Here is a 23049-nt window from a genome sequence, read left to right as displayed (position 1 = left end):
TGATAGATGAGTTATCAATCACATTATTTTTTAGAAGCGAAAGAAGCACAAAAGCGTGCCTATGCACCATATAGTAAATTCAAAGTGGGCGCATATTTAATAACTAAAGATGGACGTACATTTTATGGAGCTAATGTTGAAAATGCAGCATATCCTTCTTGTATTTGTGCGGAAAGATCAAGTTTAGTCGCTGCGATTTCAGAAGGTTATCGTCCAGGAGAATTTGAATCAATTACAATTACTGTTGATGCTGATAAACCATCTTCTCCCTGTGGTACGTGCAGACAAGTATTAAAAGAATTATGTGATGATGACATGCCGGTTTATATGACAAATCATACAGGCGAATTATTAGAGTCAACAGTGGCTGAGTTATTGCCATACGGCTTTTCAGGAAAGGATTTAGAATAAATGACAGAACATAAGTCAGGATTTGTTTCAATTATAGGAAGACCAAATGTTGGAAAATCAACATTTATGAATAGAGTGATTGGTCATAAAATAGCAATTATGTCTGATAAAGCTCAAACAACACGTAATAAAATTCAAGGTGTTATGACTAGAGAAGATGCCCAAATTATCTTTTTAGATACACCAGGTATTCATAAACCTAAACACAAATTAGGCGACTATATGATGCGCGTAGCTAAAAATACATTATCTGAAATTGACGCTATTATGTTTATGGTAAATGTAAATGAAGAAATTGGACGTGGCGATGAATATATTATTGAAATGTTAAAAAATGTGAAAACGCCAGTATTTTTAGTCTTAAATAAAATTGATTTAGTGCATCCAGATGCCTTAATGCCAAGAATTGAACAATATAAAGAATATATGGATTTCACTGAAATAGTACCTATTTCAGCGTTAGAAGGTCTTAATGTAGATCACTTTATTGATGTACTTAAAACATATTTACCAGAAGGCCCTAAATATTATCCAGACGATCAGATATCTGACCATCCTGAACAATTCGTGGTTAGTGAAATTATTCGTGAGAAAATATTGCATTTAACAAGCGAAGAAATTCCTCACGCAATAGGGGTTAACGTAGATAGAATGGTGAAAGAAAGCGAAGACCGTGTGAGAGTAGAAGCTACTATATTTGTAGAACGTGATTCGCAAAAAGGTATCGTTATTGGTAAAGGCGGTAAGAAATTAAAAGAAGTAGGTAAAAGAGCTCGACGTGATATTGAAATGCTCTTAGGTTCAAAAGTGTACTTAGAACTATGGGTTAAGGTTCAAAAAGATTGGCGCAATAAAGTTAACTTTATTCGTCAAATGGGTTATATTGAAGACCAAGATTAATATTGATTATGTGAAAGAAAGCCGGTGGGATGAATGCTCGATAAGCAAAAAGGAATTATTATTAAATCAGTCGATTATGGTGAATCTGATAAAATTATTACTGTCTTAAATGAGCATGGTGCTAAAATTCCATTAATGGTGAGACGTGCTAAAAAATCTAAAACCGGCTTACAAGCCCATACGCAATTATTTGTGTATGGCTTATTTATTTATAATAAATGGAAAGGCATGGGTACATTAAATTCTATTGATGTCATTAATCAATATTATGACTTACGTTTAGATATTTTTAATAGTAGTTACGCAACTTTATGTGCAGAAGTGATTGATCGTTCAATGGAACAAGATGAAGTTTCGCCATATCATTATCAATTATTACATTTTTCTTTGGAGAATATATCTAGAGGGGATTCTGCTCAATTAATGTCAATAATTGTACTACTTAAATGTATGAGCCGTTTTGGTTTTACGGCTTTCTTTGATCACTGTGCAATTTCAGGAGATGAAGATCAATCTAAACTAGTTGCCTATAGCTTTAGATATGACGGCACAATATCTCAGGATCAATTAATGAAAGACCCGTATGCCTTGCGAATATCTAATAAAACATTCTATTTATTAGATATCCTTCAAAAATTACCTATAACTAAAATGAATCAGTTCAATATTAGTCAGGATATTTTAGATGAAATGTCAGAGCTAATCATTTTACTTTATAAAGAATATGCTGGAATGTATTTCAAGAGTCAAAAGTTAATCAATCAACTTAAAAGACTAGGAAATGATTAATTTTATCTAATATAAGCATAAAGCTCTCTTCAATTGTTTTCACATTGAAGAGAGCTTTATTTAACTTTTTAAAGTTATAGAGTTAATGATAATAATGATGACCTAGAAACTAACTTTTTCAGCTAAGAATGTTTCAAGTTCAGCAATTGGCATGCGGACTTGTTCCATTGAGTCACGGTCACGTACTGTTACTTGATTATCTTCTAATGAGTCGAAATCAAATGTAATACAGTATGGTGTACCAATTTCATCTTGACGACGGTAACGTTTACCAATTGATTGAGATTCATCAAAGTCAATTGCAAATTTAGAACTTAATTGTTCAAAGATTTTAATTGCTTCTTCAGATAATTTTTTACTTAAAGGTAATACAGCAGCTTTATATGGTGCTAATGCAGGGTGGAAGTGCATTACTGTACGTGCGTCTTTACTTCCTTCAACGCCTTCTTCATCATAAGCATCACATAAGAATGCTAACGTTACTCGGTCTGCACCAAGTGATGGTTCGATACAATAAGGTACATATTTTTCATTTGTTTCAGGATCATGATATTTGAAATCTTCACCAGAATGCTCACTATGCTTTTTCAAGTCGAAGTCAGTACGACTAGCTATACCCCAAAGTTCGCCCCAACCAAATGGGAAACGATACTCGATATCAGTAGTTGCATTTGAGTAATGAGATAATTCTTCTTCATCATGATCACGTAAACGCATATTATCTTCATTAATATTTAAGTCTTTTAACCATTGACTAGCAAAAGTCTTCCAGTAATTTTGCCATTCGATTTCTTCGCCAGGTTTACAGAAGAATTCTAATTCCATTTGTTCAAATTCTCTAGTTCTGAAAATGAAGTTACCAGGAGTAATTTCGTTACGGAAAGATTTACCAATTTGACCTATACCGAATGGTAATTTCTTACGCATAGAACGTTGTACATTTTTATAGTTTACAAAAATACCTTGTGCAGTTTCGGGACGTAAGAAGATTTCATTTGTAGAATCTTCAGTTACACCTTGGAATGTTTTGAACATAAGATTGAACTGACGGATATCTGTCCAATTTGCTGTACCACTTACAGGACATACAATACCTTCATCATCAATAATACGTTTCATTTCATCAAAACTTAAACCATCTGCGATAAAGTTTTCATCGCCTTTTTCATTTTGCATATAATCTTCAATTAATTTGTCAGCACGATAACGAATTTTACTATCTTTATTATCAATCATAGGATCATTGAAGTTACCTAAGTGGCCTGATGCTTCCCAAGTTTTAGGATTCATTAAAATTGCTGCATCAATACCAACGTTATATGGTGATTGAGTAATAAATTTTTGCCACCAAGCTTTTTTAACATTATTTTTTAATTCTACACCTAGAGGACCGTAATCCCATGTATTTGATAAACCGCCATAGATATCACTACCAGGGAATACAAAACCTCTGTGTTTCGCTAATGATACAATTGTATCCATATCTTTAACCATATAATCTCTCCTTTTTAATAGAAAAACGCCCCAAGACAATAAATAAATGTAAAAACACTTATTATCATCTTGGGACGAGTTGATTTATTAAGCTATATATCTAAAATATATAGTTTATACCTAATTTAACCCGCGGTTCCACCCAAATTAGTGTAGCCACTCACTTTTATAAAATTATTTAATATGCCAAAATAAGTTGTTAAGCTTACACCATCCTTAACTCGCTTAACAATAGTTTAATTCATTCATTATTTATTAGCAAGGATTTATACGTATTTGTAGGGAGATAGATAAATAGGTATAATAGATATGAATTTAAAAGGGGTGAAGACCTATAGAACTTAGTAAAAGACAACAACAAATTATTGAAATTGTTAAAACAGGCGGCCCAATAACTGGTGAACACATAGCCGAAAAATTAGAGCTCACACGTGCAACACTTAGACCTGATTTAGCTATCCTTACTATGTCTGGTTTTTTAGAAGCTAGACCTCGAGTAGGTTATTTCTACTCAGGTAAATCAAAAAACAAATTGATGAGTGATCAGTTACGTCAATATGTAGTTAAAGACTATATGTCTCCTCCTGTAGTAGTTAAAGAAGACATGACGGTTTATGACGCGATATGCACAATCTTTTTAGAAGATGCTGGTACATTATTTATAATTAATGATGATAATGATTTTATCGGGGTATGTTCTAGAAAAGATTTATTACGTGCTTCTATGATTGGGGAAGATATTCACACTATGCCTATTAGTGTAAATATGTCACGTATGCCTAACTTAACTTATTTAACAGAAGATGAATTAGTGATTTATGCAGCTGATCAAATGATAGAAAAAGAGATAGACTCAATCCCTATAATTAGAAAGAAAGAAAATGACAAATTTCAAGTTATAGGCAGAATTTCAAAGACTACTATTACAAAAGTATTTGTCTCATTATTTAAAGAATAGGTGGTACATCGATGGAAAATATAAAGATAATCATTGCTTCTGATTCAATTGGTGAAACTGCTGAATTAGTAGCGAGAGCTTGTGTTTCACAGTTTAACCCTAAAGAATGTAAACATGAGTTTTTAAGATACCCATATATTGAATCATTTGAAAATATAGATGAGGTCATTCAAGTTGCACATGACAAACAAGCAATCATTGTTTACACCCTTGTTAAACCTGATATTAAAAATTATATGCAACAAAAAATTAAAGAATACAATCTACAATCAATTGATATTATGGGACCTTTAATGAATATATTAAATGAAGCTTACGATGAAAACCCATATAACCAACCCGGTAGAGTGCATCGTTTAGATGATGCGTATTTCAGAAAAATTGATGCAATTGAATTTGCTGTAAAATATGATGACGGTAAAGACCCTAAAGGATTGCCAAAAGCTGATATTGTATTAATTGGGGTTTCAAGAACTTCCAAAACGCCATTATCTCAATACTTAGCACATAAAAGTTATAAGGTAATGAATGTACCAATAGTACCTGAAGTTACTCCTCCTGAGAATTTATTTGAAATTGATCCTTCTAAATGTATAGCTCTAAGAATAAGTGAAGAGAAACTGAATCGTATACGTAAACAACGTTTAAAACAATTGGGTTTAGGTGATTCTGCTAGATATGCTAATGAGGCTCGTATAAAAGAAGAAATTAGCTATTTTGAAGAGATAGTTGAACGAATTGGTTGTCCTGTTATAGATGTTTCAGACAAAGCTATTGAAGAAACCGCTAATGACGTGATACATATTATAGAGCAACAAGCAAAATAATTTCAATTATTACTTTAGGAAGGTATAATATTATAATTAATATTTAATAGGTGATTTATTTTGCGTATCGAACAGTCAGTAATAAATGAAATTAAAGATAAGACGGATATTTTAGATTTAGTAAGTGAATACGTCAAATTAGAAAAAAGAGGACGCAATTACATAGGTTTGTGTCCTTTTCATGATGAGAAAACGCCTTCTTTCACAGTTTCTGAAGATAAACAAATTTGTCATTGCTTTGGATGTAAAAAAGGTGGAAATGTCTTTCAATTTACACAAGACATTAAAGACATTTCATTTGTGGAAGCTGTTAAGGAATTAGGTGAACGTGTCAATATTTCTGTTGACGTTGGTAATTCAGCTGAGCAATCAACTCAAATTGCTTCTGATGATTTAAATATGATTGAAATGCATGAATTGATTCAAGAGTATTATCAATATGCCTTGATGAAATCAGTTGAAGGCGAAGAAGCTTTAAATTACTTAACACAACGTGGTTTCTCAGAATCTTTAATCAAATCACGTGGCATAGGTTATGCGCCTAATAACTCTCATTTCTGTCATGATTTTTTACAAAATAAAGGTTATGATATTGAGCTAGCTTATGAAGCAGGTTTACTGTCGCGAAATGAAGAGAACTTTAGCTATTATGACCGTTTTAGAGACCGCATCATGTTTCCACTTAGAAATGCGCAAGGAAGAATAGTAGGGTATTCTGGTAGAACCTATAATAACCAAGAACCTAAATATTTGAATAGTCCTGAAACGCCTATTTTTCAAAAAAGAAGACTATTATACAATCTCGATAATGCTAGAAAGGCTATCCGAAAGAACGATGAGGCTGTTTTATTAGAAGGCTTTATGGATGTCATCAAAGCAGATGATTCTGGCTTGAAATCAGTAGTAGCTAGTATGGGTACTGCGTTGTCAGATGAACATATTACAGTCTTAAAGAAACTAGCTACAAATGTTACGTTAATGTTTGATGGTGATTTTGCTGGTCAAGAAGCTACGATGAAAACAGGTCAACATATGCTGCAACAGGGATTAAATGTCTTTGTAGTACAATTACCTAAAGATATGGATCCTGACGAGTATATTGCTAAATATGGTAAAGATAAATTTTTAGAATTTGTTAATAATGAGAAGAAATCCTTCATTATATATAAAGTAAATCGTCATAAAGATGAAATTAATAATAATGATTTAGCTTATGAAAAATACTTAAAAGAAATCACACATGATCTTGCGTTGATGAAATCTTCAATATTACAAAATAAAGTTATTAGAGATGTAGCAGACATTTTCAATATTGATCCTAGAACGCTCAATGGTGATGTTGCACAACAAAACATCCCTAACGAATCATACTTTCCTGATAGCTATATAGATGAAGGTAACTATTACGATAGTGCTCAAAATACAGTAGGCTTATTTACTAACCTATCTAAACATGAAAAGGCTGAAAGAGCATTGCTTAAACATTTTATGAACGACAAAGATTTATTTTTAAATTATCAAAAACAATTAGAGAATGATGACTTTACAAATAATTTCTTCAAGCGTATATTTAATGTTTTGCAAGAATTTTATGCTGAAAATGACCAATATATGATTAGCGATATTATCCTTTACACGGATAATGACGAACTTAGAGAAGCGCTCATTACGCTTGATAATTATGATATGAACGAAGAACCTTATGACAGTGAAATTGAAGACTATATAGACATCATAAATGAATCAAAATTTGATGACTCAATAGAGGAATTAAATCATAAGCTCCGTGAAGCCACAAGAATTGGAGATATTGAATTACAGAAATATTACCTACAACAAATTGTTAATAAAAATAAACAACGAATGTAGGCTCATTTGTATAGCTTACTTTTAAGCTATAAAGTATTAAAGAACTTTTATTATAGTATTCCTATTTAATAACCATTATTGTATAATGGTTATTATGCGCTTTTAATGGGTAAATATGGAATATACTGTATATTAATCAAATACAAATCAACTTAACGAAATTAAATTTATTACAGAATATATAATAATATTTTTTAACATGTTAGAATTATTATAGAAATTCTCTATACTTTTCTTATTATATTGTAATATTATATAATTAATTTCTTGATTGAAAGCATATATTAAAATTGGGAGGCCTTTTCATGTCTGATAACCAAGTTAAAATTAAAAAACAAACAATTGATCCGACATTAACATTAGAAGATGTTAAAAAACAATTAATTGAAAAAGGTAAAAAGGAAGGTCATCTTAGCCACGAAGAAATAGCTGAAAAGCTACAAAACTTCGATATAGATTCTGATCAAATGGACGATTTCTTTGATCAATTAAATGACAATGATATTAGTTTAGTGAATGAGAAGGACAGTACAGATACTGATGCAAAATTAAACCCTAATGACTTAAGTGCCCCTCCAGGTGTAAAAATCAACGACCCAGTTAGAATGTATCTAAAAGAAATTGGTCGTGTAAATCTTCTTAGTGCACAAGAAGAGATCGAATTAGCTAAACGTATTGAGCAAGGGGATGAGATTGCTAAATCACGTCTTGCTGAGGCAAACCTTCGTTTAGTTGTAAGTATTGCTAAAAGATACGTAGGTCGTGGCATGTTATTCTTAGATTTAATTCAAGAAGGTAACATGGGGCTTATTAAAGCAGTAGAAAAATTCGACTTCAATAAAGGATTTAAATTTTCAACTTATGCTACTTGGTGGATTAGACAAGCAATCACAAGAGCAATTGCTGACCAAGCACGTACTATCCGTATACCAGTTCACATGGTAGAAACAATTAATAAATTGATTCGTGTTCAAAGACAATTATTACAAGACTTAGGCCGTGATCCTGCACCGGAAGAAATTGGTGAAGAAATGGATTTACCACCTGAAAAAGTTCGCGAAATCCTTAAAATTGCCCAAGAGCCTGTATCACTTGAAACACCAATTGGCGAAGAAGATGACAGCCATTTAGGCGATTTCATCGAAGACCAAGAAGCTCAAAGTCCATCTGACCACGCTGCTTATGAATTACTAAAAGAACAGTTAGAAGATGTACTTGATACGCTTACTGATCGTGAAGAAAATGTATTACGTTTAAGATTTGGTTTAGATGACGGTAGAACTAGAACACTAGAAGAAGTGGGTAAAGTATTTGGTGTTACAAGAGAACGTATTCGTCAAATAGAAGCGAAAGCCCTTAGAAAACTTAGACATCCAAGTCGCAGTAAACGACTTAAAGATTTCATGGATTAATCCAAGTAGACGGTTAGGTTTGAAAGAGTTTAGCACAAAAGCATTATAGATTTAAGAAGATTCGAGTGATTAGGTGGAATTCTATATTAATTATCCTAATCGCAATGACAGTTATCGTAAATCTTGTTAGAAGACTTTAAATGCTTTTTAGAACAAATCAATATATTAATTCCAATACTAACCAGTCTTAAATTTTATTACGTTTACTTATTAATTTAGCTTTATTTTGCTTAAACGATACTTAGACTGAGACACTTTATTGTCCCAGTCTATTTTTATAAATAAAGGAGTTAGCTATGGTAACTTTAAATCAAAGATTAACACATGTAAGCCATTATCTTACACCTCATACAATGGCTGATATTGGATCTGATCATGCTTATTTACCAATATATGCTATTGAAAATAATTTATGTTCTCGTGCTATTGCTGGCGAGGTAATTAAAGGTCCTTTTGAGTCGGCAGAGAAAAACGTTAATGAACATCAACTCAACCATTTAATTAATGTTCGGCTAGGTGATGGGCTAAGTGTATTAAGAGAAGAGGATAATGTTCAAAATATAACAATCTGTGGTATGGGCGGTCCTTTAATCGCTAAAATTTTAAGAGAAGGAAAATCTCGTCTTTCAAATAAACCTCGTTTAATTTTACAGAGTAATATTCAAACTGAAGTTCTTAGACAAACTCTAGAATCTTTAAACTATACCATCATTGCTGAAGAAATTATGGAAGAAAAAGGCCATGTGTATGAAATAGTAGTTAGCGAATTTACTGATAATATTAAAACATTAACTAAAAAGCAATTAAAATTCGGACCTGAACTTCTCAAAAATAGAACAGAAACTTTTTATAAGAAATGGCGTCGAGAATTAAATGCCTTAGAGCATATCCGCAAACAATTGAATTCTGAAGTGCATCATGAGAGACTTAAAGAGATAGAAAGTGAAATGGATTTAATTAAAGAGGTGCTTGTTAATGAAGATTAAACAATTAATGTCAATTATAGATAGAAATGTTCCTTTACATACTGCCGAAAGCTGGGATAACGTCGGCTTATTGATTGGTAGTAATGACACCGAAATTACGGGTATATTGACTACTTTAGACTGTACAGATGCGATAGTAGATCAAGCAATAATGAAAGGCTATAATACTATCGTGGCACATCACCCCCTCATTTTCAAAGGGGTTAAATCAATAACAGATGATGGTTATGGCAAACTTATTCGTAAAATTATATCTAACGATCTTCAATTGATTGCGTTGCATACCAACCTTGATAATCACGTAGATGGTGTTAATGAAATGCTTGCTCAAAAACTAAACCTCCATAATATTAAGTTCTTAAATACAAACCAAGAAACTTATTATAAAGTACAAACATATATACCGAAAGAAAATGTCGAATCTTTCAAAGATGCACTAAATCAAGTAGGTTTAGCTCAAGAAGGTAATTATGAGTATTGTTTCTTTGAATCAGAAGGAAAAGGGCAATTTAAACCCGTTGGAGCAGCTAATCCCCATATTGGACAAATCGACAGCATAGAATATGTTAATGAAGTTAAAATTGAATTTATGATTGAACATCATCAACGTATGTTAACCGAAAAAACGATTATAAAAAATCACCCATATGAGACACCCGTTTACGATTTTATCGAAATGACAAGAGAAGCAAATTATGGTCTTGGAAAATTAGGCGAATTGAAAGAACCTATGCCAATTAAAGAATTTGTTAAGCAAGTCAAAGCTCAACTACAAATTCCAAGTGTTCGTTTTACAGGGGATACTAATGCAATGATTAGTAAAGTAGCTATTATTGGCGGAGCTGGTATAGGCTTTGAAGAACTTGCCTTTAAAAAGGGCGCTGATATTTTTATTACAGGTGATATTAAACATCATGATGCCTTAGATGCTCAAACTAATGGTATCAATTTATTAGATATTAACCACTATAGTGAATATGTCATGAAAGATGGGCTTAAAGACTTACTACATCAATGGTTATTCGACTATAGTACCAACTTCAAAATTGAATCATCAGATATTAATACTGATCCATTCAATTATTTATAAATTATTTTCAACCTCTAAAGAGGATATTAAAGGAGGCCAATTTAATGGCAAACCACCCATTCGAATTATTTAATTTAGATGCTACATTAATAGATGCAGTTAAAGATCTAAATTTTGAAAAACCAACTGAAATACAAAATAGAATTATTCCAAGAATTAAAAAAGGAACGAATTTAATCGGACAATCGCAAACTGGTACGGGTAAATCACATGCATTTTTATTACCTTTATTAGATTTAATAGATACAACGATAAAAGAACCACAGGCCATTGTAGTTGCTCCTACAAGAGAATTAGCTCAACAGTTGTTCCAAGCAGCAAGCCACTTAGCTAAATTTAAAACTGATGTGAAAGTAAGTTTATTTATTGGCGGTACCGATATTGAGAAAGACAGACAACGTACTAATTATCAACCACAATTAGTTATTGGTACACCTACGCGTATCAATGACCTTGCTCAAAGCGGTCACTTACATGCTCATCTAGCTTCAAATCTTGTTATTGATGAAGCAGATTTAATGATTGACCTAGGTCTTATTGAAGATGTCGATCATATTGCTTCACGTCTTGATGACAGTGCGCATATCGCAGTATTTAGTGCTACAATTCCTAAATCTTTACAACCATTTTTAAATAAATATTTAAGTAATCCAGAATTTGTTGTTGTGGATTCTAAAACTCACAATAAAAGAAATATAGAATTTTATCTAATTCCTACTAAAGGTACAGAAAAAGTTGATAAAACACTTCAGCTGATTGATATTCTCAACCCGTATTTATGTATCGTATTTTGTAATAGTCGAGATAGCGCAAACGAATTAACTAATTCATTAAATCAAGCTGGTATTAAAGTTGGAATGATTCACGGTGGCTTAACTCCTAGAGAACGTAAACAACAAATGAAACGAATTCGTAATTTAGAATTTCAATATGTTATCGCAAGTGATTTAGCTTCTCGCGGTATTGATATCGAAGGTGTAAGCCATGTGATAAACTTTGATGTACCTAATGATATTGACTTCTTTACGCATAGAGTTGGACGTACAGGAAGAGGTAACTATAAAGGCGTCGCTATTACATTATATAGTCCCGATGAAGAGCACAATATATCTTTAATAGAAAATAAAGGATATCACTTTGAAAATGTGGATGTGAAAAACGGTGAATTGTCACCAATCAAAGCTCATAATGCTCGACGTAAGCGTGAAAGAAAACATGATTATTTAACTAATGAAGTTAAACATAAAGTACGTAGTAAAACTAAAAATAAAGTTAAACCAGGATATAAAAAGAAATTTAAACAAGAAGTTGACCGAATGAAACGCCAAGAACGTAAACAATATAGTAAACGTCAAAACCGTCAACAACGTAAAAATAATAAAAAAGGATAGGTGGATAAAATGCTACTTGGTTCTCACGTATCTATGAGTGGTAAAAAAATGCTTGAAGGTTCAGCTGAAGAAGCACATCGCTTTGGTGAATCTACATTTATGATATATACAGGTGCCCCTCAAAATACACGCCGTAAAAGTATTGAAGATTTAAATATCGAAAAAGGTCATGAAGCAATGAAGAATTATGGACTTTCAAATATTGTAGTTCATGCTCCTTATATTATTAATATTGCTAATACTACTAAACCTGAAGTATTCCAATTAGGCGTAGATTTTTTACAAAATGAAATTGAAAGAACTCAAGCACTTGGTGCCAAAGATATTGTTTTACATCCTGGGTCTCACGTTGGCGCTGGTGCCGATAAAGGGATTGAACAAATCATTAAAGGTTTAAATGAAGTTTTAACGCACGATAACGACGTTAGAATTGCATTAGAAACAATGGCAGGTAAAGGTTCAGAAGTGGGCCGTAGTTTTGAAGAGATTGCACGTATTATTGATGGTGTGACTCATAATGATAGACTTTCTATTTGTTTCGACACTTGTCATACTCATGATGCCGGATATAATATTAAAGAGGATTTCGATGGAGTGTTAAATCACTTTGATAAAGTTATTGGTTTAGATCGTATCAAAGTGGTACATGTTAATGATAGTAAAAATGAACAAGGTGCGCATAAAGACCGTCACGAAAATATCGGTTTTGGTCATATTGGATTCGATGCTTTAAATTATGTTGTCCATCATGATTCATTTAAAGATATTCCAAAAATATTGGAAACACCATATGTAGGCGAAGATAAAAAGAATAAAAAGCCACCTTACAAGTTTGAAATTGAAATGCTCAAAGCTCAAAAATTTGATGCTGATTTAAAAGACAAGATTTTACAACAATAAATGATTATATAAAATTAAGAAACCTGGACATTTACAATGAATGTACCGGGTTTCTTAGTATTAGAAAAGAAATTAAAGTTATTAACGATTAAGTAAAAGAAAAGTGGACAGACTTAAAGCGCTTATTAATTTCATAAGGCGCGAAACATTAACGTTGCGTCTTCTTTAAGACTAGTAATATATCAATTTCAAGTCGTAAACGTTACTATTTACAAATTTAGAAGATAACGGTATAGTATTAACCGAGGTGAAATAATGAGTCAACCAGTATTCGAATTAAAAAATATTGATTACCACTTTGATAATAAACAAGTATTAGAAAATATAAATATTCAAATTAACAAAGGGGATTTTCTAGCTATAGTTGGACCAAATGGCGCCGGAAAATCTACTTTACTGAAAGTAATTTTAGGATTACTCCCTCTACAAAAAGGCGAGATTTATATAGATGGTAAATCATATAAGAAAAATAATCAATCAGCCTTAAAAATTAGTTATGTATCTCAAAAAGCTACTGCCTTTAATGCTGGATTTCCTGCTAGTGTAAAAGAAGTAGTGTTAAGTGGTTTAACTAAAACCAAACGCTTGTTTCAATGGTTTAATAAAGAGGATGAGCAATTAGTAGATAAAGTGCTTTCTAGGTTAAATATCCACCATTTAATTGATAAAAATATTGCCGAACTTTCTGGTGGTCAACAACAACGTGTATTAATTGCTCGTGCATTAATTTCTAATCCGACTGTATTGGTATTAGACGAACCTACAAATGGTATTGATGCAAAACATGTAAATGAGTTTTACGAAACATTGGAACGTTTAAAAGAAGAAGGTATAACAATTATTTTAGTAACGCACGATATCGGCGTAGTAGCTGATACAGCGACTAAAGTAGCTTGCTTAAATAGACATTTACATTTTCATGGTTCAACGGAAGCCTTTAAATCTCTTGATGAAGTGGAAATTTCAAAAATTTACGGCCATCCTGTTAAATTTGTGGATCATCAACACGATAGAGAATGTTGCGAAGCTTAAATTATTAATATAATAGGAGTTTAATATGAAGAGTTTAAAAATTTGTATAAGTGGTGATACCAATGATTGACGCCTTACTTAATTTCGACTTCATGAGGTATTCACTAATTAGTGGTATATTAATAGGTTTTATAGCACCACTGATCGGTGCTTTTATAGTTGTAAGAAGATTATCTCTAATAGCTGATGCATTAAGCCATGTGACATTAGGTGGTATATCCTTTGGGATGTTTGTTTTAACATTATCACCGGCATTAGCTATTATTAATCCAATGTGGTTTGGGATACTATTCGCCGTAATTGGCGCATTGCTTATTGAAAAGCTAAGAACCTCATACTCAAATTATCAAGAAATAGCTATTCCTATTATTATGAGTGCTGGTATTGCTCTAAGTGCTATTTTTATTTCATTAGCAGATGGCTTTAACCAAGAAATTGTAGGTTTATTATTTGGTTCAATTAGCGCAGTAAATTTAAGTGATTTAACAACTATCATTATTATTTCTATTCTTGTCTTACTATTTATTGTTCTATTTTATAAAGAATTATTTATTTTATCTTTTGATGAAGAATATAGTAAGGTAATCAATATTCCAAAATGGATTCAATTTTTATTTATCGTTATAGTAGCTATGGTTATTTCAGCGTCAATGAGAGTTGTCGGAATATTATTAGTAAGTGCATTAATTACCTTACCAATAGCTATTGCCATGCGAATTACAAAAGGATTTAAACAACTTATTGTCCTAAGTGTAATTATCGGAGAATTTTCGGTAATTTTAGGATTAGTGCTTGCATTTTATATGAATATTTCTCCTGGTGGTGTTATTGTAGTTTTATTAGTTTTATTACTTGGAATTACAATGTTATACCAAAAGTCTATAGTAAGAGTTAAAAAGGGGCATTAAAATATGAATACAAACGATGCGATTAAAATTTTAAAAGATAATGGTTTAAAATATACGAAAAAACGTGAAGATATGATTAATATTTTCGTTAAAGAAGATAAGTATATTAATGCAAAACATGTCCAACAACAACTTGATAAAGATTATCCAGGTATCTCTTTTGATACGATTTATAGAAACTTACATTTATTTAAAGATTTAAACATCATTGAAAGTACAGAATTAGATGGTGAGATGAAATTTAGAATTGCATGTATGAATCACCATCATCACCATTTTATTTGTGAAAATTGTGGAGATACTAAGATCATTGATTTCTGTCCAATTGATCAAATTAAACAATTTTTACCAAATGTAGATATACACACTCATAAATTAGAAGTTTATGGCATTTGCGAAAGTTGTCATAATAAAGGCGTCAAATAACTGTTTATAACCAATTCAATATATTACACGAGGTTGAGACCTTATCAATATGCGGGAATCTAATTTATAGTTTCCAAGACATAAAAGATAAACGTCTCAATCTCTTTTTTTATTTTCAATCAGTAGAAAAAATGACTATATCATAGGCCAAAAGTATGAATTATCAAGAAAATCATTAATTCTAGAGTGTTTTGATGTTTAAAGCTTACCAATTTGAGTTATATTAATAGCGTAACAAATAATAAGTATATAAGTTATAAGCAAAAGGTTTGTTGCTTATCTAACTACTTGTTATTATTAAGGTAACGAAATTTTAGGAGGATGATTATTTATGGCTTTTGAATTACCAAATTTACCATATGCAGCAGATGCATTAGAACCACATATCGATAAACAAACAATGGAAATTCACCATGACAAACATCATAACACTTATGTAACAAAATTAAATTCTGCAGTTGAAGGTACTGACTTAGAATCTAAATCAATCGAAGAAATCATTGCTAATTTAGATAGCGTACCTGAAGATATTCAAACAGCTGTTCGTAATAATGGTGGCGGACACTTAAACCACTCATTATTCTGGGAATTATTAACTCCTAATTCTGAAGAAAAAGGTACTGTAGTTGATAAAATTAAAGAACAATGGGGTTCTTTAGATGAATTCAAAAAAGAATTTGCTGACAAAGCTGCAGCACGCTTTGGTTCAGGTTGGGCTTGGCTAGTAGTTAATAACGGCCAATTAGAAATCGTTACTACTCCAAACCAAGATAACCCATTAACTGAAGGTAAAACTCCAATCCTTGGTTTAGATGTTTGGGAACATGCTTATTATCTTAAATATCAAAACAAACGTCCAGATTACATCAGTGCATTCTGGAACGTTGTAAACTGGGAAAAAGTAGATGAATTATACAACGTTGCTAAATAAGTTGTTTAGTAAATTCTCTGATTAAGTGGTCTCTATTAAGAGGCCACTTTTTTTATGAAAATTATAGCAATATCTATAAATTTCATATATCATTTATAAGTAAACATGTTTAATAATTGAGGTAGGTTATCTTGCTAAAAAGATTAAAAGAAAAATCAAATGATGAAAAAATAAAGCACACGATGAATAAGCGAATTAGTTTTATCTTTGGTGCGATTGTATTAATTTTTGGAATTATAGTTTTGCGCCTAGGCTATTTACAAATTGCTCAAGGCAATCATTACAGTCAACTTGTCAAAAATGATGAGAATATCACAGTTAACGAATCTGTTCCTAGAGGGAGAATACTGGATAGAAACGGCAAAGTTTTAGTAGATAATGCTTCAAAATTGGCAATTACATATACACGTTCGAAAAAGACAAGCCAAGAAGATATATTACATACCGCCGAAAAATTATCAAAGTTAATTTCTATGAAAACAGATAAAATAACTGAACGCGACAAACAAGATTTCTGGATTCAGAAAAATCCGGATGAAGTTAACAAATTAATGGATAAAGAAAAATCCATGCTAGACGAAGGTAGTATAAGTCAAGATCAATTTGACGAACAATTATATAATAAAATTGGTGATAAACAATTAAAAAGTTTATCTAAGGATGATTTACAGGTTCTAGCAATATATAGAGAAATGTCTGTCGGATCTACTATGGATCCACAAACTATAAAGAATGATGATGTTTCTGAAAAAGAATACGCCGCTGTATCTCAACAACTAGATGAATTACCTGGTGTGAACACTACCATGGATTGGGACAGACGTTATCCATATGGAGACAGTCTCAGAAGTATATTCGGAAATGTTTCAACTCCATCAGAAGGTATTCCTAAAGAATTAACTGAACAATATTTAGCAAAAGGATATTCAAGAAATGATAGAGTAGGTAAATCCTATCTAGAATATCAATATGAAGATATTTTACGTGGTAAGAAAAAAGAAATGAAATATACTACGGATAAATCTGGTAAAGTAATTAACTCAGAAGTTATAAATCCTGGATCAAGAGGAGACGACTTACAACTTACCATTGATATCGATTTACAGAAGAAAGTAGAATCATTATTAGAAGATGAAATTAAAACACTCCGTAGTCAAGGCGCTCGTGATATGGATAATGCTTTAATAGTAGTGCAAAATCCTAAAAATGGAGACATACTTGCTATGGCAGGTAAGCAAATTGATAAAGATGGTAAACTAACAGATTACGATTTAGGTAACTTTACTGGCCAATTTGCTGTAGGCTCTTCAGTTAAAGGAGGAACATTATTAGCCGGTTATCAAAATAACGCTATAAAAGTTGGAGAAGAGATGATTGATGAGCCTTTACATTTTAGTGGCGGCTTAACTAAACGTTCATACTTTAATAAAGATGGAAAAGTTGAAATAAATGATAAAGAAGCACTTATGCATTCTTCAAACGTTTATATGTTTAAAACGGCCTTAAAATTAGCCGGCGACCCTTATTCATATGGCATGAGTTTACCTAATAATATTTCTGAAGCAGGTAAAAAATTAAGAAAAGGACTAAACCAAGTTGGCTTAGGTGTTAAAACTGGTATTGATTTACCTAATGAAACTATTGGACAAATTGAACCACTCACTAACAATTCAGGTAACTATCTTGATTTATCAATTGGTCAATATGATACGTATACGCCACTACAATTATCACAGTATGTATCAACTATTGCGAATGATGGTTATAGAATTCAACCACATATTGGATTAGCAGTACATAATGCTACTAATAGTGATGAAGTTGGCCCTGTAAAACAAAAAATTAAAGGTAATGTACTTAATAAAGTAAACAATTCTAAAGAAGAAGTAGATGAAGTTCAAGAAGGTTTTAACATGGCCTTCAATAAAAAAGATGGTACAGGATATGCAAGTTTCCATAAAACAGTTGTTCCTTCTGCGGGTAAAACGGGTACGGCTGAGGTTTATCAAGATGGTGAACCTCGAGTTAACTCAACCTACATTGGTTACGCTCCGGTGAAAGATCCTAAATTAGCCTTTTCAATTGTTTACACTAACCAACCCGTACCACCTCCATGGTTAAATGGTGGCGATTTAGGTAGAGATGTTATTAACTATTACTTTAAAGATAAAAAGTAATTTTAAAAAATTTAACGTATTCAACTCAAATTAGTATAAAAAAATTAATACTTTTCAATTATTCTGCTAAGTGGTATGATAATAAAGTCGTATTTAGAAAAGGTAAGGAGGAATTAACATGCGCGTAAACGTAACATTAGCTTGTACAGAATGTGGTGACAGAAACTACATCTCAACTAAAAACAAAAGAAACAACCCTGAACGTGTTGAAATGAAAAAATATTGTTCACGTGATAACAAACACACTTTACATCGTGAAACTAAATAACATATTAGTACTATTAAGTGACTTTCTAATTAAATGGAAAGTCACTTTTTTTATATTTCATCTAAATGACATCATCATTTAATAACGTTATAATATATTTAGTGTCGAAGGGTAGGGATTCTAATGAGAAAAAAAGAGATACGTAGTAACATACTCACAAAAATGAAAGCTTTTCCGGATGAAGATAAAGTAAAGGCAGATCAATGGTTAAAGGAACAGTTATTTACTAATCCAAGTTACCAAAAGGCACAACGCATAGGTATCGTGTTATCTATGCCACATGAAGTTGATACATATAAGATAATTGAAGACTCATTGTCTAGAAATAAAGAAATATTTGTGCCAAATACTGACTATAGTTCCCATAGTATGAACTTTAAAGAATTAAAAGATTTATCTACTCTAAAAAAAGATGAAAAAGGTATTTATTATGTGAGCGAGAATACTGAAATTACAGATGACTTAGATTTAGTCATTGTCCCAGGCGTTGCCTTTAGAGAAGATGGATATAGAATTGGTTATGGTGGCGGATATTTCGACCGTTTTTTAAGTAACTCAAATGCATCAACTTTAAGTTTACTTTATGACTTTCAATTAACACATTTTGAAATAGAAAGTCATGATCAACCAGTTGATAAATTAATTATTTACAACACATAGATTTTGGAGGAATTAATGGATATTGAAAAACGCTTTTGGAAATCGATTTATTATTGGATAAGGTATTATAATTATCAGCTAATCAATATTGAGAAAAATGAAAATGAAATCTGGTTAATTAATAAACATAAAAAGAAAATTGCCATTTTTAGAAAAGAGATAACTTCTACACAAGAAATTAGATTTGATAAATCAAAGATACTAGATAATTATGAACACATTAAAGAGACCGTTCAATTTGATCCTAAAATGGTTGAATTGTTCTACTTTTCCGATAAACAGTTAAATATAACTGAATTTATTGAAACCCATCCGGTTAAAATTAAGTGCAATGCAATCACTGAAGATAAGCATATAGAGAAGATGATATCTAATCCATTTTTAACTAGGACTATAGTTAGAAAGGATAATAAGACATCATTTTATTATAGAAAACGTGTTTTAACTCGGAATTTTATTGATAAGTATATGATGACTTTTACTCCTATGACTTATCTTCTAATAGCCTTAAATGTTATTGTCTGGTTAATCATGATTCTTTATTTAAATCATTTTTCAGACATAAAGCTATTAGATGTCGGCGGATTAGTTCACTTTAATGTTGTTCACGGTGAATGGTATCGACTCATAACCTCCATGTTCTTGCATTTTAATTTTGAACACATTTTAATGAATATGCTATCTCTCTACATATTCGGCAAGATAGTGGAATCTATTATAGGACCGTTAAAGATGTTAGGTGTCTATTTAATTTCAGGATTATTAGGTAACTTCATCTCATTATCATTTAATTTGCATACTATCTCAGTTGGGGCGAGTGGCGCTATTTTTGGTTTGATTGGTGCTATTTTTGCAATGATGTTTGTAAGTAAAAACTTTAATAGAAAAGTTTTAGGCCAGATGTTAATTGCATTATTAGTCCTTATTGTTCTATCATTATTTATGTCGAACGTTAATATTATGGCTCATCTAGGTGGTTTCGTTGGGGGCGTATTAATTATATTAATAGGTTACTATTTTAATGAGAACCGTAATCTATTTTGGATATTTTTAATTTTATTATTAATTATTTTTGTGGCATTACAGATAAGAATTTTTACCATCAAAGAACAAAATATTTATGATAAATTAATTCAAGATGCGATGCTAGACTATAATTATAAAGAAGCTAATTCACTAGTAAGTCATACCATAAAAAAGGGCTACGATGACGATCGTACTTATTATTTAAAAGGGTTGATTACTGCTACGACCAGTTCAAGAGCTGAAGGTATGGCGGATTGGGAAAGAGGTTTAAAAAATCATCCAAATTCTGGGATGTTAAACTATGAGCTTGCCGTTGCTAATAGAGCCTTGGATGATAATGATAAAGCATTAAAATATATAAAAAATGCAGTAAAGTTAGATTCACATAATAACGACTATAAAAATTTAGAAAAAGAATTGAGACATGCACATGAATCGGGAAATTAAGAGCTTCTATGATGTCCAACAACTTTTAAAAAAATATGGCTTTATCATCTATTTTAAAAACTCAGATGATATGCATGAGATGATGTTACAAGAAATCAAATCATTATATAACTACGACTTATTAACTAAAGATGAGTATCTAAAATGTATTTTAATAATTAATCAGAGAAGGAATGAGCATAAATGAAAAATATAATTTTAGCAGCTGATATTGGTGGAACAACTTGTAAATTAGGAATATTTGATGAGAATTTAGAACAACTACACAAGTGGTCAATTGAAACTGATACTTCGGATCACACAGGAAGAACTTTATTAAAAAACATCTATGATTCATTCACCGAAATATTGCCAACTCGCAACTTGAACCTTTCGGACGTTATTGGAGTAGGTATAGGTGTGCCGGGACCAGTTGATTTTGAGACAGGTATTGTTAATGGTGCTGTTAACTTACACTGGCCGGAAAATGTAAACGTTAGAGAAATATTTAAAGAATTTATTGATTGTCCAATTTACGTAGATAATGATGCAAATGTAGCTGCGCTAGGTGAAAAACATAAAGGCGCTGGACAAGGCGCAGATGATGTAGTAGCTATTACTTTAGGTACTGGCTTAGGTGGAGGCATCATTTCCAATGGCGAACTAGTACACGGCCATAATGGTTCAGGCGCAGAAATTGGACATATTAGAACTGACTTTGACCAAAGATTTAACTGTAACTGTGGCAAATCTGGTTGTATTGAAACAGTAGCTTCTGCAACTGGGGTAGTCAACCTAGTTAATTTTTATTATCCTAAACTAACATTTAAATCTTCTATATTACCTCTAATTAAAGAAAATAAAGTAACGGCTAAAGCAGTATTTGATGCCGCTAAAGCAGGGGATCAATTCTGTATTTTCATTACAGAAAAAGTAGCTAATCATATTGGATATTTATGTAGTATTATTAGTGCCACAAGTAATCCAAAATATATTGTTTTAGGTGGAGGCATGTCTACCGCTGGATTAATCTTAATTGAAAATATTAAAACTGAATATCATAATTTAACATTTACGCCTGCGCAAAAGGATACCGAAATTGTACAAGCCAAATTAGGTAACGATGCCGGTATAACTGGCGCAGCTGGTTTAATCAAAACTTATATTATTGAAAAGGATGGTGTTAAATAATGGCTATCGTTGACGTAGTTATTATTCCCGTAGGTACTAATGGTCCAAGTGTAAGTAAATATATTGCAGAAATTCAAAAGAAATTAGAAGAATTCAAAAAGCAAGGTAAAATTGATTACCAATTAACACCAATGAACACACTTATCGAAGGTGATCTTAAAGATTTATTTGAAGTTGTGCAAGTAATCCATGAATTACCTTTCGATAAAGGTTTAGATAGAGTTTGCACAAATCTACGTATTGATGACAGAAGAGATAAATCACGCAAAATGAATGATAAATTAAAATCTGTACAAAAACACTTAGATAATCAAGGAGAATAATATGAGAATCTCAAACTTAACGTTAGGGTTAGTTGATACCAATGCATATTTCATTGAGAATGATGACCACGTATTATTAGTAGACCCGGCTGGTGAGTCTGATAAAATCCTTAAAAAGTTAAATCAGATTAATAAACCGTTAAAAGCAATTTTACTAACTCATGCTCATTTTGATCATATCGCTGCATTAGATGATGTGTTGGCTAAATATGATGTACCATTATATATGCATAAAGAAGAATTTGATTTTCTAACTGATCCTGAAAAGAATGGCTCAGCTAAATTCAAACAATACGGTATGCCACTTATCACAAGTAAGGCAAGCCCTGAACAATTAGACGAAGGATCTTTCACTATTGAAGACTTTAAGTTTAATGTCCTTCATACGCCAGGGCATTCACCTGGTAGTTTAACCTTTGTGTTTGATGAGTTTGCTGTAGTAGGCGACACATTATTTAATAATGGTATAGGCCGTACCGATTTATATAAAGGCGATTATGAAACCTTAGTTGATTCTATAAAAGATAAATTGTTTGAACTAGATGGCGATTTACCTCTATTTCCTGGTCATGGCCAATACACAACTGTTGATGATGAACAATTAAATCCATTTCTTGATGGACAATAAAATAAAGTAATTTAATCACCTCCTAC

24 protein-coding genes are annotated in these 23049 nt (G+C 31.6%); 23 read left to right on the top strand and 1 reads right to left on the bottom strand.

Going from position 1 to position 23049, the window contains the following annotated elements; genetic code table 11:
• The first annotated feature begins 6 nt into the window (after positions 1-6).
• From cdd to recO, 3 genes are read left to right on the top strand one after another with little or no spacing between them, the layout of a single operon-like run.
• On the top strand, positions 7-411 hold the full coding sequence (cdd, locus tag HS848_RS05215; protein ID WP_198611494.1) for a cytidine deaminase: 405 nt from the start codon (positions 7-9) through the stop codon (positions 409-411).
• Positions 412-1311 carry a GTPase Era gene (gene era / locus HS848_RS05210; protein ID WP_107508548.1) on the top strand — a complete coding sequence of 300 codons (900 nt, stop codon included), beginning with the start codon at positions 412-414 and terminating at the stop codon, positions 1309-1311.
• 33 nt (positions 1312-1344) lie between these two features.
• On the top strand, positions 1345-2100 hold the full coding sequence (gene recO / locus HS848_RS05205; RefSeq protein WP_198611493.1) for a DNA repair protein RecO: 756 nt from the start codon (positions 1345-1347) through the stop codon (positions 2098-2100).
• Positions 2101-2202: 102 nt separating this feature from the next.
• On the opposite strand, the gene HS848_RS05200 is transcribed toward recO, so the two are convergent.
• On the bottom strand, positions 2203-3594 hold the full coding sequence (locus HS848_RS05200; RefSeq protein WP_107508143.1) for a glycine--tRNA ligase: 1392 nt from the start codon (positions 3592-3594) through the stop codon (positions 2203-2205).
• Positions 3595-3928: 334 nt separating this feature from the next.
• On the opposite strand from HS848_RS05200, the gene HS848_RS05195 reads away from it, so the two are divergent.
• From HS848_RS05195 to HS848_RS05100, 20 genes are all read left to right on the top strand, one after another.
• Complete coding sequence (locus HS848_RS05195; RefSeq protein ID WP_107508142.1) at positions 3929-4552, top strand: helix-turn-helix transcriptional regulator; 624 nt, start codon at positions 3929-3931, stop codon at positions 4550-4552.
• A gap of 11 nt (positions 4553-4563) precedes the next feature.
• Positions 4564-5379, top strand: coding sequence for a pyruvate, water dikinase regulatory protein (locus HS848_RS05190; RefSeq protein WP_198611492.1), 816 nt, complete (start codon positions 4564-4566; stop codon positions 5377-5379).
• Positions 5380-5439: 60 nt separating this feature from the next.
• Positions 5440-7248 (top strand): DNA primase, encoded by a 1809-nt coding sequence (dnaG, locus tag HS848_RS05185; RefSeq protein WP_198611491.1) that lies wholly within the window; start codon positions 5440-5442, stop codon positions 7246-7248.
• Between the two features lie 305 nt (positions 7249-7553).
• Positions 7554-8660, top strand: a complete 1107-nt coding sequence (gene rpoD, locus HS848_RS05180) for an RNA polymerase sigma factor RpoD (RefSeq protein WP_103167388.1) — start codon at positions 7554-7556, stop codon at positions 8658-8660.
• Positions 8661-8956: 296 nt separating this feature from the next.
• On the top strand, positions 8957-9646 hold the full coding sequence (locus HS848_RS05175) for a tRNA (adenine(22)-N(1))-methyltransferase (RefSeq protein WP_198611490.1): 690 nt from the start codon (positions 8957-8959) through the stop codon (positions 9644-9646).
• Positions 9636-10736: a Nif3-like dinuclear metal center hexameric protein gene (locus tag HS848_RS05170; RefSeq protein ID WP_198611489.1), complete on the top strand. Its 1101-nt coding sequence runs from the start codon at positions 9636-9638 to the stop codon at positions 10734-10736. The genes HS848_RS05175 and HS848_RS05170 overlap by 11 nt, the downstream gene beginning before the upstream one ends.
• 44 nt (positions 10737-10780) lie before the next feature.
• A complete protein-coding gene (locus HS848_RS05165) occupies positions 10781-12127 on the top strand; it encodes a DEAD/DEAH box helicase (protein WP_198611488.1) in 1347 nt (448 codons plus the stop codon).
• Between the two features lie 9 nt (positions 12128-12136).
• A complete protein-coding gene (locus tag HS848_RS05160; RefSeq protein ID WP_198611487.1) occupies positions 12137-13027 on the top strand; it encodes a deoxyribonuclease IV in 891 nt (296 codons plus the stop codon).
• A 255-nt stretch (positions 13028-13282) separates the two neighbouring features.
• Positions 13283-14059 carry a metal ABC transporter ATP-binding protein gene (locus tag HS848_RS05155; RefSeq protein ID WP_107508134.1) on the top strand — a complete coding sequence of 259 codons (777 nt, stop codon included), beginning with the start codon at positions 13283-13285 and terminating at the stop codon, positions 14057-14059.
• A 62-nt stretch (positions 14060-14121) separates the two neighbouring features.
• A complete protein-coding gene (locus HS848_RS05150; RefSeq protein WP_198611486.1) occupies positions 14122-14967 on the top strand; it encodes a metal ABC transporter permease in 846 nt (281 codons plus the stop codon).
• A gap of 3 nt (positions 14968-14970) precedes the next feature.
• Positions 14971-15393 (top strand): Fur family transcriptional regulator, encoded by a 423-nt coding sequence (locus HS848_RS05145; RefSeq protein ID WP_107508132.1) that lies wholly within the window; start codon positions 14971-14973, stop codon positions 15391-15393.
• Positions 15394-15724: 331 nt separating this feature from the next.
• Positions 15725-16324, top strand: a complete 600-nt coding sequence (locus tag HS848_RS05140; protein ID WP_198611485.1) for a superoxide dismutase — start codon at positions 15725-15727, stop codon at positions 16322-16324.
• A 131-nt stretch (positions 16325-16455) separates the two neighbouring features.
• Positions 16456-18501 carry a peptidoglycan D,D-transpeptidase FtsI family protein gene (locus HS848_RS05135; RefSeq protein ID WP_198611484.1) on the top strand — a complete coding sequence of 682 codons (2046 nt, stop codon included), beginning with the start codon at positions 16456-16458 and terminating at the stop codon, positions 18499-18501.
• Positions 18502-18619: 118 nt separating this feature from the next.
• Positions 18620-18769: a 50S ribosomal protein L33 gene (gene rpmG / locus HS848_RS05130; RefSeq protein WP_001830957.1), complete on the top strand. Its 150-nt coding sequence runs from the start codon at positions 18620-18622 to the stop codon at positions 18767-18769.
• Between the two features lie 123 nt (positions 18770-18892).
• The gene (locus tag HS848_RS05125) at positions 18893-19429 is read left to right on the top strand and encodes a 5-formyltetrahydrofolate cyclo-ligase (RefSeq protein ID WP_198611483.1); all 537 of its coding nucleotides are present in this window, start codon (positions 18893-18895) and stop codon (positions 19427-19429) included.
• Between the two features lie 15 nt (positions 19430-19444).
• The gene (locus HS848_RS05120) at positions 19445-20902 is read left to right on the top strand and encodes a rhomboid family protein (protein WP_198611482.1); all 1458 of its coding nucleotides are present in this window, start codon (positions 19445-19447) and stop codon (positions 20900-20902) included.
• On the top strand, positions 20886-21089 hold the full coding sequence (locus HS848_RS05115) for a YqgQ family protein (RefSeq protein ID WP_198611481.1): 204 nt from the start codon (positions 20886-20888) through the stop codon (positions 21087-21089). Before HS848_RS05120 ends, HS848_RS05115 begins: the two co-directional genes overlap by 17 nt.
• Positions 21086-22072, top strand: coding sequence for an ROK family glucokinase (locus HS848_RS05110; protein ID WP_198611480.1), 987 nt, complete (start codon positions 21086-21088; stop codon positions 22070-22072). The genes HS848_RS05115 and HS848_RS05110 overlap by 4 nt, the downstream gene beginning before the upstream one ends.
• Complete coding sequence (locus HS848_RS05105; protein ID WP_103167417.1) at positions 22072-22395, top strand: MTH1187 family thiamine-binding protein; 324 nt, start codon at positions 22072-22074, stop codon at positions 22393-22395. The genes HS848_RS05110 and HS848_RS05105 overlap by 1 nt, the downstream gene beginning before the upstream one ends.
• A gap of 1 nt (position 22396) precedes the next feature.
• A complete protein-coding gene (locus HS848_RS05100; protein WP_198611479.1) occupies positions 22397-23023 on the top strand; it encodes an MBL fold metallo-hydrolase in 627 nt (208 codons plus the stop codon).
• The last annotated feature ends 26 nt before the right edge of the window (positions 23024-23049 follow it).

This window comes from Staphylococcus caledonicus (genome assembly GCF_016238465.1).
In the GTDB taxonomy this organism is placed as follows: Bacteria; Bacillota; Bacilli; order Staphylococcales; family Staphylococcaceae; genus Staphylococcus; species Staphylococcus caledonicus.
The sequence above is the reverse complement of the archived record's forward strand: the minus strand, read 5'-3'. Positions and strand labels throughout refer to the sequence as shown.